This window comes from Mycobacterium sp. MFM001 (genome assembly GCF_003402475.1).
Lineage (GTDB): Bacteria > Actinomycetota > Actinomycetes > Mycobacteriales > Mycobacteriaceae > Mycobacterium.
In genome coordinates, this window is sequence record NZ_BFAB01000009.1 from 130,110 (window position 1) to 143,792 (window position 13,683).

At 66.8% G+C, this 13,683-nt stretch carries 13 protein-coding genes and 1 pseudogene; all 14 read left to right on the forward strand.

Annotated features, from left to right (window positions below; all coding sequences use genetic code 11):
- The first annotated feature begins 121 nt into the window (after positions 1-121).
- The 14 genes and pseudogenes from secY to MFM001_RS16885 all read left to right on the forward strand — a co-directional run bounded on the left by secY (position 122) and on the right by MFM001_RS16885 (position 13,657).
- Positions 122-1,447 (forward strand): preprotein translocase subunit SecY, encoded by a 1,326-nt coding sequence (gene secY, locus MFM001_RS16820; RefSeq protein WP_116376408.1) that lies wholly within the window; start codon positions 122-124, stop codon positions 1,445-1,447.
- Positions 1,444-1,995 (forward strand): adenylate kinase, encoded by a 552-nt coding sequence (locus MFM001_RS16825; protein WP_116376409.1) that lies wholly within the window; start codon positions 1,444-1,446, stop codon positions 1,993-1,995. The genes secY and MFM001_RS16825 overlap by 4 nt, the downstream gene beginning before the upstream one ends.
- A gap of 2 nt (positions 1,996-1,997) precedes the next feature.
- Positions 1,998-2,795 carry a type I methionyl aminopeptidase gene (map, locus tag MFM001_RS16830; protein WP_116376410.1) on the forward strand — a complete coding sequence of 266 codons (798 nt, stop codon included), beginning with the start codon at positions 1,998-2,000 and terminating at the stop codon, positions 2,793-2,795.
- Positions 2,796-2,826: 31 nt separating this feature from the next.
- Positions 2,827-4,017, forward strand: coding sequence for an NAD(P)/FAD-dependent oxidoreductase (locus MFM001_RS16835; protein ID WP_238159244.1), 1,191 nt, complete (start codon positions 2,827-2,829; stop codon positions 4,015-4,017).
- Entirely contained in the window at positions 4,014-5,390 is a 1,377-nt protein-coding gene (locus MFM001_RS16840) for an FAD-binding oxidoreductase (protein WP_116376411.1), read from the forward strand. Before MFM001_RS16835 ends, MFM001_RS16840 begins: the two co-directional genes overlap by 4 nt.
- Before the next feature lie 90 nt (positions 5,391-5,480).
- Positions 5,481-5,699 (forward strand): annotated as a pseudogene (locus MFM001_RS16845) (sigma factor-like helix-turn-helix DNA-binding protein); the annotation flags it as partial.
- On the forward strand, positions 5,696-7,309 hold the full coding sequence (locus tag MFM001_RS16850) for a carotenoid oxygenase family protein (protein ID WP_238159245.1): 1,614 nt from the start codon (positions 5,696-5,698) through the stop codon (positions 7,307-7,309). The pseudogene MFM001_RS16845 and the gene MFM001_RS16850, both read left to right, overlap by 4 nt.
- 62 nt (positions 7,310-7,371) lie before the next feature.
- Positions 7,372-7,911, forward strand: a complete 540-nt coding sequence (locus tag MFM001_RS16855; protein WP_116376413.1) for a sigma-70 family RNA polymerase sigma factor — start codon at positions 7,372-7,374, stop codon at positions 7,909-7,911.
- Positions 7,908-8,687, forward strand: coding sequence for a zf-HC2 domain-containing protein (locus MFM001_RS16860; RefSeq protein WP_116376414.1), 780 nt, complete (start codon positions 7,908-7,910; stop codon positions 8,685-8,687). Before MFM001_RS16855 ends, MFM001_RS16860 begins: the two co-directional genes overlap by 4 nt.
- A 48-nt stretch (positions 8,688-8,735) precedes the next feature.
- Positions 8,736-10,451, forward strand: coding sequence for a thiamine pyrophosphate-binding protein (locus MFM001_RS16865; RefSeq protein ID WP_116376415.1), 1,716 nt, complete (start codon positions 8,736-8,738; stop codon positions 10,449-10,451).
- Positions 10,432-11,067 (forward strand): SRPBCC family protein, encoded by a 636-nt coding sequence (locus MFM001_RS16870; RefSeq protein WP_116376416.1) that lies wholly within the window; start codon positions 10,432-10,434, stop codon positions 11,065-11,067. Before MFM001_RS16865 ends, MFM001_RS16870 begins: the two co-directional genes overlap by 20 nt.
- A gap of 7 nt (positions 11,068-11,074) precedes the next feature.
- Entirely contained in the window at positions 11,075-12,088 is a 1,014-nt protein-coding gene (locus tag MFM001_RS16875; RefSeq protein ID WP_116376417.1) for a 3-oxoacyl-ACP synthase III family protein, read from the forward strand.
- Complete coding sequence (locus MFM001_RS16880; protein ID WP_116376418.1) at positions 12,088-13,116, forward strand: histidinol-phosphate transaminase; 1,029 nt, start codon at positions 12,088-12,090, stop codon at positions 13,114-13,116. The genes MFM001_RS16875 and MFM001_RS16880 overlap by 1 nt, the downstream gene beginning before the upstream one ends.
- Positions 13,117-13,150: 34 nt before the next feature.
- On the forward strand, positions 13,151-13,657 hold the full coding sequence (locus MFM001_RS16885) for a MarR family winged helix-turn-helix transcriptional regulator (RefSeq protein WP_116376419.1): 507 nt from the start codon (positions 13,151-13,153) through the stop codon (positions 13,655-13,657).
- Positions 13,658-13,683: the final 26 nt, after the last annotated feature.

The following is a 13,683-nucleotide window of genomic DNA, read 5'->3' on the forward strand; positions in this document are numbered from 1 at the left end:
TGACGCGCGACCCTGCATATCCTGGCCTGCGGGTCGGCGCGCAACGCAGGACTAACCGACGCTGGCGCCAGACCAGCCCATTGGCATGCCGCGACCAGAGCCCGGCTGCGCAGGAGGAAGAGTGCTTTCGGCTTTCATCTCATCGCTGCGGACAGTCGACCTGAGACGGAAGATCCTGTTCACGCTGGGCATCGTCATCCTGTACCGGGTTGGTGCCTCGCTGCCCTCGCCCGGCGTGGACTACCCCAACGTGCAGAAGTGCATCGCGCAGGTCAGCGGCGGCGAAGCGGCGCAGATCTACTCGCTGATCAACCTGTTCTCCGGGGGTGCGCTGCTGCAGCTGACCGTGTTCGCGGTCGGGGTGATGCCCTACATCACCGCGAGCATCATCGTGCAGCTGCTGACCGTGGTCATCCCACGCTTCGAAGAGCTGCGCAAGGAAGGCCAATCCGGCCAGGCCAAGATGACGCAGTACACCCGCTATCTGGCGATCGCGCTGGCCATCCTGCAGGCCACCAGCATCGTGGCGCTGGCCGCCAACGGCGGGCTGCTGCAGGGCTGCAGCCTGGACATCATCGCCGACCAGAGCATCTTCACGCTGATCGTCATCGTGCTGGTGATGACGGCGGGCGCGGCGCTGGTGATGTGGATGGGCGAGGTGATCACCGAGCGCGGCATCGGCAACGGCATGTCGCTGCTGATCTTCGTCGGCATCGCGGCCCGCATTCCCGCCGAGGGCAAGTCGATCCTGGACAGCCGCGGCGGCCCGATCTTCGTCGCGGTCCTGGTGGCCGCACTCGTCATCATCGTCGGCGTGGTGTTCGTCGAGCAGGGCCAGCGCCGCATCCCGGTGCAGTACGCCAAGCGCATGGTGGGCCGGCGGATGTACGGCGGCACCTCGACGTATCTGCCGCTGAAGGTCAACCAGGCAGGTGTTATCCCGGTCATCTTCGCGTCGTCGCTGATCTACATCCCGCATCTGATCACCCAGCTGATCCGCAGCGGCACCGGCGGCGTCGGCAACACGTGGTGGGACAAGTTCGTCGGCAACTACTTGTCGAACCCCGCCGACCCGGTCTACATCGGCCTGTACTTCGGGCTGATCATCTTCTTCACGTACTTCTACGTGTCGATCACGTTCAACCCCGACGAACGCGCCGACGAGATGAAGAAGTTCGGCGGCTTCATTCCCGGCATCCGGCCGGGCAAACCGACCGCCGACTACCTGCGGTTTGTGCTGAGCCGCATCACGCTGCCCGGCTCGATCTACCTCGGCGTGATCTCGGTGCTGCCCAACCTGTTCTTGCAGATCGGCAACACCGGACAGGTGCAGAACCTGCCGTTCGGCGGTACCGCGGTTCTGATCATGATCGGCGTCGGTTTGGATACGGTCAAACAGATCGAGAGCCAGCTCATGCAGCGCAACTACGAAGGGTTCCTGAAGTGAGAGTTGTTTTGCTTGGGCCGCCCGGCGCCGGAAAAGGCACCCAGGCGGTCAAGCTGGCCGAAAAACTCGGAGTCCCACAGATTTCCACCGGCGACCTGTTCCGCAGCAACATCAGCGACGGCACCAAACTCGGCCTGGAGGCCAAGCGCTACCTCGACGCCGGTGACCTGGTGCCCTCCGAGCTGACCAACCAACTCGTCGACGACCGCCTCGACGACCCGGACGCGGCGTCCGGTTTCATCCTGGACGGCTACCCCCGCTCGCTGGAGCAGGCCAAGGCGCTGCACGACATGCTCGAGCGCCGCGGCACCAAACTCGATGCGGTGCTTGAGTTCCGGGTGCCCGAAGACGTGTTGCTCGAGCGGCTCAAAGGCCGGGGACGCGCCGACGACAACGACGAGGTCATCCTCAATCGGATGAAGGTCTACCGCGACGAGACGGCGCCGCTGCTCGAGTACTACCAGCACGAGCACGAGCTGAAAACCGTCGACGCCGTCGGCACCGTCGACGAGGTGTTCGCCCGCGCCCTGCAAGCCCTGGGTAAGTAGCCGTGATCGCCCTGGCCGGGCTGCGCAGCCGCAAGGTGGTGCCGCAGCGCAGCGCGGGTGAACTCGACGCGATGGCCGCGGCGGGGGCGGTGGTCGCGGCGGCGCTGCGGGCGGTGCAGGACGCGGCCGCACCCGGAACCTCGACCCTGGGCCTCGACGAGATCGCCGAGTCGGTGATCCGCGACGCCGGCGCGACGCCGTCGTTCCTGGGCTACCACGGCTACCCGGCGTCGATCTGCTCATCCGTGAATGACCGTGTGGTGCATGGCATTCCGTCCGCAAGCGAGATCCTGGCGCCCGGCGACCTGGTGTCGATCGACTGCGGCGCAATCCTGGACGGCTGGCACGGCGACGCGGCAGTCACGTTCGGTATTGGCCAGCTGGATTCGTCCGACGAGGCGCTGTCGGCGGCCACCAGGGAGTCGTTGGAAGCCGGGATCGCCGCGATGGTGGTCGGCAACCGGTTGACCGACGTCTCGCACGCCATCGAAACCGCCACGCACGCCGCCGAAAAGCGCTACGGGCGCGCGTTCGGCATCGTCGAGGGCTACGGCGGCCACGGCATCGGCCGACACATGCACATGGATCCGTTTTTGCCCAACGAAGGGGCTCCGGGGCGTGGCCCGCTGCTGGCCGTCGGGTCGGTGCTGGCCATCGAGCCGATGCTGACGCTGGGCACGGGCAAAACCACGGTGCTCGACGACGAATGGACCGTGACGACCGCTGACGGGTCGCGCGCGGCACACTGGGAGCACACCGTCGCGGTGACCGACGACGGGCCGCGAATCCTGACCCGCTGAACCGCAACCGGTCGCCGGTCGTATCACTGATGTGACCCGAGGTCCTCGCCTGCCCAGTGACGACGAACCCGAGGTTGTGGTCGTCGGGGCGGGGCCCGCCGGTCTTGCGGTGGCGCGCCAACTCGACCATCACCACGGCGTCAAGGCGCTCGTTCTCGATCGAGCCGCCGCGCCTGCGATTTCGTGGCGCAGACGCTATGACAACTTCCGGCTCAACACCAACGGATTCTTGTCGCATCTTCCCGGACAGCGGATTCCGCTGAACGCCGGCCGCTGGCCGACCAAGGAGGACATGGTCCGCTATTTTGACCACTACGTCGCGCGGCAGGACATCGCGCTGCGGCTCGGGTGCGAAGTCCACCGGATCGACCGCGTCGGCGACGCGTGGCAACTCGATATGTCGTCGGGTGAAATCCGAACCGCGGCAATCGTTCTCGCCACCGGGAACTACAGCGCACCCACTATTCCGGCCTGGCCCGGCCTGAGTGGCTTCACCGGCGAGATCGTGCACTCCGGGAACTTCATCAACGCCTGGCCCTACCGCGGGTGCGACGTCCTCGTCGTCGGCGCCGGCAATTCGGGCGCCGACATCGCCGTCCAACTCGCCAACAGCGGCGCCCGCCAGATCTGGCTTGCGGTACGTACCCCGCCGCACCTGGTGCGGCGGGCCATCGGTCCGGTCCCGTCGGACATCTTCCTCGAACTGTTCGCGCGGGTCCCGGCGCGGCTGGTCGATCCGTTGATCGGGCGCCTCAACCGCCTGATGTGGAACGACTTGGCGGCCTTTGGTTTTGGCCCACCGCCGCTCGGCCTGAAGGCGACGGTGGAAACGCGGGGCCGCATCCCCACGCTGGCCGACGAACTCATCGACACCGTGCGAGCCGGGCGCGTCCACGTCGTGGCCGCCGTCAAGGCGGTCGAATCCGACCGGGTGGTCCTGGTCGACGGCACGTCGGTCGCACCTCAGGCGATCATCGCCGCCACCGGTTTTCGCACCGACCTCGACGGTCTGGTCGGCCACCTGGGCGTGCTCGACGACTGCGGCACCCCGCGCGGCGGGTTTGCCTCGCACCTCGGCGATGGGATGTTCGCCATCGGATACGGCATCCCGCCCAACGGCCCACTGCGGGCGATTCGGCTCGCTGCCACGCCGCTGGCGAGGCAGGTGGCGGCCTACCTGTCGGCTGCATCGCACCGGGCGAAAAGCGCGGTGCTGCAATGATATCCGCCGACAAGGCGTTCTTCTGCGGCGCAGACGGCTACGAGGCGGCCCGTCGGGCAACGGTGTGGAACGGCCTGGTGCCCGACCGCTTTCCCGATGTGATCGTGCAAGCGCACGACACCGAAGACGTGGTGGCAGCGCTCCGCTATGCGCGCGCTCACGGGCATCGCGTCGGCGTACGTTCCGGCGGACACAGCTGGACCGCCAGTCACCTCCGTGACGGCGGTGTGCTGCTCGACGTCAGCCGCCTCGATCACTGCAGCGTCGACCCGGATCGGATGACCGCCGACGTCGGGCCGGGCAAGGTCGCCAGCGAGTTCGCCACCGAACTGGATGCGCAGGGGCTCTTCTTTCCCGCGGGCCACTGCGAAGGTATTTGCCTCGGCGGCTATCTGCTGCAGGGTGGCTACGGCTGGAACAGCCCGACGCTCGGGCCGGCCTGCGAGAGCGTGCTTGGACTGCAGGTCGTCACCGCCGACGGTGAACAGGTCTACTGCGATCCCGAAATCCATCCCGACCTGTACTGGGCGGCCCGCGGGTCGGGGCCGGGCTTCTTCGGCGTGGTCATTTCTTTCAGACTGCGGGTTCATCCCCGCCCGCCAGTGTGGGGCACCTGTTTGTACATGTATCCGATCGACGTCGCCGACGAGGTGTTCAGCTGGGGACGCGCGATCCGTTCCGAGATCGACGCCAGCGTCGAACTGCAGATCCACACCGCGCGTAGTTTTCCCGCGGCCGGCCTCACCGAACCCGGCATCACGATCGCCTCTCCCGTCTTCGCCGAATCGGAATCAGAAGCGGTCAAAGCCCTTGCGCCGCTGGCGACTTGCCCTGTCATCGACAAGGCGATCGTCAACCTTCCGTACGCGCCCACCACCTTGGCCAACTGGTATGGCGCCGTGATGGCCAGTTACCCCAAGGGCTACCGCTACATTGCCGACAGCATGTTCACCGCGGCTTCCGCCGACGAACTACTTCCGGGCATCCGCAGGATCATCGAAACAATGCCGCCGCACCCGTCGCATTTCATTTTCACAGGATGGAACACGTCCCCGGAGCGCGCCGACAAAGTGTACGGCCTGGAGGACGAAATCTACCTGGCGCTCTACACCATCTGGCGGGATCCGACCGACGACGAACGCTACCGGGACTGGGCCGCCTCCAACATGGCGGCGATGTCGCACCTGTCGACCGGCATCTCCCTCGCCGACGAGAATCTGTGCCGGCGTCCGGCGCGATTCATCACCGAACCCAACATGGCACGCCTGGACAGGGTCCGCTTGACCTACGACCCCGACGGCCGATTCCACAGCTGGATGTCTGGCGCCCACGCCGCAGGAGGGCCACACTGGGAGCACACATCGTGGCGGTGACCTCGACTGGCTGACCCACGTGTAGCGCGCCGGTGAACCAGATGGGCGTTTGAGTCGTATTTCACCGGAGGGCTGGTGATGGATATTCCGGAAGCCGACGCCGGGCTGGACCGGGCGCTGATGGCCGATGCGATGGCGCGGTTGTCCCCCGAACATCGCGTGGTGGTTCACCGCGCCTACTACCAGAGGTTGCCTATCGGGCAAATCGCGGCCGAGCTGGGAATCGCCGAAGGTACCGCGAAGTCGTGGCTGCACTATGCGCTGCGCGCCTTACGACAGACGTTGAGGGAGATGGGGGTGGCGCCATGACGCGCGCACACGGCCATGGCATGGCCCACAACGGTGAGCCGTACGGCGGCCATGACTATGCGATGTGGGACGCGGCCTACGTGCTGGGCTCACTGTCGGCCGCCGAACAGCACGAATTCGAGACGCATATCGGTACCTGCGCGTCATGCCGGCGGGCCGTCGACGAACTGGCCGACATGCCGGCTCTGCTGGCCCTGCTCTCTTCCGACGAGGTGGCCGCGCTCGACGACCGCTCTGCAGATGCTGCGCCGCTGCGCGTGCTCGACAAGGTCGGCATGGCGGCAAGCCGGCCGGCGACCAATACCGTGCCCGCCCAGACCGTTTTCCCAATGTTTCGGACCGCCAACTACGCGCCGGTGCCCGACGAACTCACCGCCCTCGATCTGCCGGTCGAAGGAAGCATCCCCCGCGAGCTCAATGGTTGGTACCTGCGCAATGGCCCCAACCCGCGGGACGCTCAGGGACATTGGTGCGTGGGCGACGGCATGGTGCACGGGGTACGGCTGGAGAACGGCCGCGTCGCCTGGTACCGCAACCGGTGGGTGCGCACCGAGAGTTTCCGCGATCCATTCCCCGCATACAACGCCGACGGCACGCGCAACCTGCGCTCCAGCGTCGCCAACACCCACGTGGTACGGCACGCCGGCAAAACCCTGGCACTGATGGAGACGTCGCTGCCGTACGAGATCACCAACGATCTGAAAACGTTGGGCGCCTATGACTTCGGCGGCAAGCTGGCCGACGCGATGACGGCCCACCCGAAGATCTGCCCGGACACCGGCGAGTTGCACTTCTTCGGCTATGGCAGCATCTCCGCGCCGCACGTCACCTACCACCGCGCGAATGCCGACGGCGAGCTGATCATCAGCAGACCCGTCGACGTTCCGGGGCTGACCCTGATGCACGACTTCGCGCTGACCGCCGAGCACGTCGTGTTCCTCGACCTTCCAGTGGTATTCGACCTGGGCGTTGCGTTGACGATGGAAGCCGATCAGGACGTGCCGTACCGGTGGGACGACTCCTACGGCGCGCGGCTCGGCGTGCTGCGCCGCGACGACCCCTTCGGCCCGGTGCGCTGGTTCGACATCGATCCCTGCTATGTCTTCCACCTTGCCAATGCGTACGACGTCGGCAATTCCATTGTGCTGCAGGTGGTTCGCTACCCGGAGTTGTGGCGAGAGGGCAGCGTGTTCGACACCGACGCGGCGTTGTGGCAATGGACGGTCGACCTTGAGGTTGGCGTCGTCGACGAGCAACAGCTCGACGACCGTGCTGTCGAATTCCCGCGGATCGACGACAGGCTGACGGGCCGGCCGGCCCGCTACTCGGTCGCGGTCGGCACCAACGCATTGGTCCGCTACGACCACTTACGCGGTACGACAGAAGAACACCGGTTCGGCGGCACCCCCGACGAGGCGGTGTTCGTTCCCGCGGGCGAGCAGTCGGACGAGTCGGCCGGCTGGTACCTGACCTACGTGTACGACCCGGTGCGCGACGGCAGTGATCTGGTGGTCATCGACGCTTCGGATTTCGGCGTCGAACCAATCGCCCGCGTGCGGATGCCGCGACGGGTGCCGCACGGCTTCCACGGCAACTGGATCACCGACTGAACAGAGGTTAGCCAACTGAACGAAATAGGCGTTCGATTCGTGTACTCACAGTGAGGCTGGTGATGGACGATCCGGTCCGGGATGCCACCGGGCGGGCGGCTCCGGAAGAGGCGCTGATGAAAGCGCTCTACGACGAGCACGCCGCGCCGTTGTGGCGTTTCGCGGTGCGGCTGACCGGTGACCGGGCCCGGGCCGAAGACGTCGTACAGGAGACGCTGCTGCGGGCCTGGCAGCATCCCGAGGTCATCGGCGACGGCGAGCGCTCGGCGCGGGCGTGGCTGTTCACCGTCGCCCGCAACATGATCATCGACCAAAGCCGAAGTGCGCGTTCGCGAAACGAAGTCGGCTCGCTGGACAACGCGCCGGAGCAGGCCGGTCCCGACGAGGTCAATTCGGCCCTGGACCGGATGCTGATCGCCGAGGCGATGGTGCAATTGTCACCCGAGCATCGTGCCGTGGTCGCCCGCTCGTACTACCGGGGCTGGACCACCGCTCAAATCGCCGCCGACCTCGGGATCGCCGAGGGTACCGTGAAATCACGGCTGCATTACGCCCTGCGAGCCCTACGACTCACCCTGCAGGAGATGGGGGTTACCCGATGATTACTCGATGGGGCGCCGGGCCAACCGATGACGGTGGGCGAACCCCGGGCGATGACCATGAGTACGCGATGTGGGACGCCGCCTACGTGCTGGGTTCGCTGTCGGACGCCGACCGGCACGAATTCGAGGCGCACCTGCGGGACTGCGCGTCGTGCCGCGGCGCCGTCGCCGAACTCAGCGGCATGCCGGCCCTGCTCTCACGGCTCGACGACAACGTCGTGGCCGAGATCGAAGCGGCCGATGACACCGGTGACGCAGCCGTGCCCCCGGAGATGCTGCCGTCGCTGCTGGCCAAGGTGGCGTGGCGGCGGCGTCGCTCCCGTGTGATCACCTGGACAGCCTCGGGCGCAGCGGCCGCGGTGCTGGCGATCGGCGTGTTCGTCGGCGTCAAGCCTCATTCCCCGGCCTCCGTGCCCGCGCCGCAGGCGAGTGCGCCGGCCGTCCCCGCCGCGCCACAGCCGAGCGCGTCGTCGCTGGAGATGGCGCAAGTGGGGACCAAGGCATTGGCCTCGACCGTGTCAGTCAGCGGCCAGCACTGGGGAACCTATATCGACATGAAATGCGTTTGCCTGGCGCCGGTGTACGCCCACCACGACAGGTTGGCCATGGTGGTTGTAGGGCGCGACGGTAGCCGCACCCAGCTGGCGACCTGGGTGGCCGAACCCGGCCACACGGCGAACCCGGCCGGAAGCATTTCCACACCGGTCGACCAAATCGCCGCGGTACAGGTGGTTTCCGCGGACAACGGCAACGTGTTGCTGGAACGCTCGCTGTAAATTCCACGCCGCGGTGAACCAAAGCCACCCGGTAGTCGTATTACTGGCATGGCCAGGCAACACCGGGTGGTCGACCACATCGTCGAACATCTCGCGACGATCGGAATCGACTATATCTTCGGTGTCGACGGTGCCAACATCGAAGATCTTTACGACGCAGCGCATTTCCGTTCCGACATCACTGCGGTGCTGGCCAAGCATGAGTTCTCCGCCGCGGCGATGGCCGACGGCTACAGCCGCGGCGGCGCCCGATTGGGTGTGGTGGCGGCGACATCGGGCGGGGGTGCGCTGAATCTTGTTCCGGGGCTGGGGGAATCGTTCGCCAGTCGGGTGCCGGTGCTGGCGCTGGTGGGCCAGCCGGCGACGTCGATGGACGGCCGCGGCAGCTTTCAGGACACCAGTGGCCGCAACGGTTCGCTGAATGCGGAGGCGTTGTTCTCCGCGGTATCGGTCTTCTGTCGACGGGTGGTGGCGCCCGCCGACATCGCGTCGGCTCTGCCCGCTGCGGTGGCCGCCGCGCGAACCGGCGGGCCAGCGGTGTTGTTGCTACCCAAGGACATTCAGCAAGGACTCGTCGCCGCGAATGGCTACCAACTCGATGGTATGGCGCCGCGGATCGGCGACCTGCATCCGATTGTGCGTGCACTGCGCCGTGTCAACGGACCGGTCACGATCATCGCCGGCGAGCAGGTGGCCCGCGATGACGCCCGCCGAGAACTCGAGGAGCTGCGCACCCTGCTGCGCGCACGGGTGGCGTGCGTGCCCGATGCCAAAGACGTCGCCGGCACACCGGGTTTCGGATCGTCGTCGGCACTCGGGCTCACCGGCGTCATGGGTCATCCCGGCGCGGCCGAGGCGGTGGCGGGCAGCGGACTGTGCCTGGTGGTGGGCACGCGGCTGCCGGTGACCGCGCGCGCCGGCCTCGACGACGCGCTGGCTGCGACCCGAACGATCTCGATTGGCTCGGCACCGCCGTACCTGCCGTGCACGCATGTGCACACCGACGACGTGCGCCTGTCGCTGAGCATGCTGACCCGCGAACTCTCCGGGGCCGGCCGGCCCACTGGCTTGCGGGTGCCCGACGCCGTGGCACGCACCGAACTGCGGCCCCCGGCTATTGGCGGTCCAGGTGTGCGCTACCGCGACGCGATGGCGGTCCTGGACGCTGCGCTGCCCGCCGGCGCCGACATTGTCGTCGACGCCGGCAACACCGGAGCGGCCGCAATTCACTATCTGCCGGTGCGGCGCGACGGCCGATTCGCGGTCGCGCTCGGCATGGGCGGCATGGGTTACAGCTTCGGCGCCGGTATTGGGATGGCGTTCGGCCGGGGCAGGCGCACCGTCGTCATCGCCGGCGACGGGGCGTTTTTCATGCACGGCATGGAGGTGCACACCGCGGTGCAATACCGGCTGCCGGTGACGTTCGTGTTGTTCAACAACAATGCCCACGCCATGTGCGTCACCCGCGAGCAGCTCTTCTACGACGACCTGTACAGCTACAACCGGTTCAGCCCAAGCAATCTCGGCGGCGGGCTGGCGGCCATGTTTCCCGGCCTGCCCTCGGTCGACGTCGCCGACCTCGACGCGTTACCCGCGGCATTGGAACACGCGCTGGCCGTCGACGGCCCGTCGGTGGTCAGCGTCGAATGCTGCGCCGACGAGATCCCGCCCTTCGCGGCGTTCCTGAACCAGGCTGTTCCGGCTGCCCGACAACACATTTCAACCCATGAGGAGAACCGAGACCATGTCCCTGCCAGCGCTTGACGATATCGACGGGGTGGTCCGCATCGAGACCTCGCCGTTGGAAGAAACCGCCCCGATGTTCATGGCGAAGATGCGGTCGGTATATCCGCACGACGAGGTCTTCGGCCAGTACTGCACGGTCAACGACTACGTCGACTGCCCGCCCGACGAATTGTTCGAATACTTGTCCGACACCCGCAGCCTCGAGGAGTGGACCTACACCCTGCGCGGCTTCACCCCCACCGAGGAGCCCGGCCTGTGGGAGGCCTACGACCGGTTGCTTCCCGACACCAAGATCTACACGCGCACTTACGCGAGTGCCGAGGCGCGCACCGTCGACTACCACTGCGCGTGGGATCAGGGCAAGCACCTGTGGATGATCTACCTGATGCGGGTGCTCGACGCGCAGGTGGTGCTCGACAAGCCCGGATCGGTTGTGCTGTGGACTAATTGCCGCCACCCGTTCTACGACCACAACCCGTACCCCGAGACCGCGCCGGTGGGCCGCACGGGTTGGGTCGGCGACTTCTGGGACCTGTTCGGCGCAGGGCACGGGCTGGAGCTGAACAACCTCAAGACGATCGCCGAATACCGTCACCGCAACGGTCTGCCGATCACGCCGGCATGGATGAGGTGACGGCGTCATGGACCAAGTCAGCTTGACCGACGTCTCCACCTATCTGCCCGGTGAGCCGATCAGCGCCGACTACTACGCGCAGTACGCCGAGTCCGACGAAATGCGCGACAATGTGATGTTCCGCGCACCGCGATTCCGCCATCACGTCGCGCCCGACGAGTCCGCGATCGACATGGTGGAACGCGCCTGTGCCGGGCTGGTCGAGCGTCATGGCCACGACGTCATCTCGGACGTCGACGTACTGATCACCCACACGCAGATGCCGGACATGCCGTTCTACGGCGCGGGCGGCGGCATCGCGCACCGCTTGGGCATGTGCCCGTCCTGGGTGCTCGACCTGCACAACGGCGGATGCGCGGCATTTGTGTTGGCGCTCAACGTCTCTCGTCGACTTTTGGTATCCGGTGAGGGACGCAGCGCGCTGATCGCGATTGCGCAGAACGCCGCCGGCCAAGTCTTCGACCAGCCCGGTGTGCGGCGCAAGGCCCAGTCGGCCATCCCTGGCGACGGCGCCGCCGTGGCATTGGTGACGCTGTCCGACCGATCACCGATCCTGGACGTCGAATGTCGCACCTACGGCGAATACGCCGGCGACATGACGATCGCCATGGATCCACCCCGCAAGTGGTGGCAGCCCGGCCCGGGGGAGGGCTGCATCGGGTTCACCGAAACCAAAATCGCCAAGGTACTGGCCCGCGGGAACCGTCAGGTGCCCGAGGTGGCGCTGGCGGTCTGCGATCGAATCGGATTGGCCGCCAAGGACATCGACCTACTGGTCACCAACCAGCCCAACCGGTTGTTCCTGCGAAACTGGCGCGAGGCGCTCGAGGTGCCGCCAGAACGTCATCGCGACACCTTCGACGAATGCGGCAACCTGTTCGGCGCCGGGATTCCGGTCAACCTGGACCGGGCGATCTCCGACGGTCAGCTCGAATCCGGGGACGTGGTGCTGATGGCCGCGTTCGCGCACGCCGGTGATTTCGCGGGGGCGGCCGCGGTTCGATGGGGCGGACGAGGGTGATGTCGGCTGCGGCGATCGTGATGATCGACGACGCATTACCCAGCGCGGTCGATCCGTTTGCGTTGTCGCTCAACGAGAACCCGTTTCCGCCGTTGCCGGCAGTGCGCTCTGCGCTGATTCGCTCGATCGACGTGGCCAACCGCTACCCGGAATTTCTGCCCGAGCGGCTGCGCCGTCTGATCGCCGATCGGATCGGCGTGTGCGAGGAACAGGTGATACTCGGCGCCGGTGCGACGGGTGTGGTGATGCAGATCCTGCACGCGGTAACCGATCCGGGCGACACGATCGTCATGGCGGCGCCGACATTCGACGGCTATCCGATATTCGCGCAGATCGCCCGGCTGATCTCGAAGACTGTGCCGCTCGACGAGCACGGCCACCACGACCTCGAGGGGCTGGCCGACGCCGCGGCGACGGCCCGGGTGGTGGTGTTGTGCCGCCCCCACAATCCGACCGGCACGCTCGAGCCCGCCGTCGACGTCGTGCAATTTCTGCGGAGGGTGCCGCCGGACACGATCGTCGTGCTCGACGAGGCCTACATCGAGTTCGTCGCACCCGAGCACCGCATCGACGTGAAGGCGTTGGTTGACCGGTTTCCCAACGTGGTGGTGGTGCGAACCTTCTCCAAGGCATACGGGCTGGCGGGGCTGCGGATCGGTTATGGCCTCGGGTCCGCGGCCTTGATCCGGACGCTGTGGAGCAAGCAACTGCCGTTCGGCATGCCGATCACCAGCCTGTTGGCTGTGGCGTCGTCGTATCAGGCCGAAGGACAACTGCGACAACGTATTCGGATGATTGCTGCCGAGCGCCACCATCTGCGGGCGCGGTTGTCCGCGATGGGCGTGTACAGCACGGACGCGCACGCCAACTTCGTGTACTTGCCGCCGAGGGGTCGGCCGTGGCGCGAGGTGTTCGCGGGCGGCGGACTGCGGGTCCGCTACTACGCCGACGGCGGCGCGCGCGTCACCGTCGGCAGCCGGGCGTCGACGCAGGCGGTGCTGTCCGCGGTGGGAAAGTCGCACTGCTGACCCGATTCCGCCCGAAAGTGCGGTAAGAAAGGGCGTGGCCGCTTCGAGCTCCGACAACCGCGACCCGATCGCCGCTGCGCGGGCCAACTGGGAGCGCGCCGGCTGGGGCGACGTCGCGCAGGGCATGGTCGCGGTGACGTCGGTGATGCGGGCCCACCAGATCCTGCTGGCCCGCGTCGAGAATGCGTTGCGCCCCTACGATCTGAGCTTTTCGCGGTACGAGTTGCTGCGGCTGCTGGCGTTCAGCCGCACCGGGGCGCTGCCGATCACCAAGGCGTCCGACCTGCTGCAAGTCCACGTCACCAGCGTCACCCACGCGATCCGCCGACTGGAGGCCGACGGGCTGGTGCAGCGGGTGCCGCACCCCACCGACGGGCGCACAACGCTGGTGCAGATCACCGACCTCGGCCGCTCGACCGTCGAAGACGCCACGGTCACGCTCAACGAGCAGGTGTTCGGCGATATCGGGATGTCCGAGGAGGAATCGCAGGCACTGGTGTCGTCGATCGAAACGTTGCGCCACAACGCCGGCGACTTCTAGTGGCACTTCTTGCCGCGAGAGTTCGC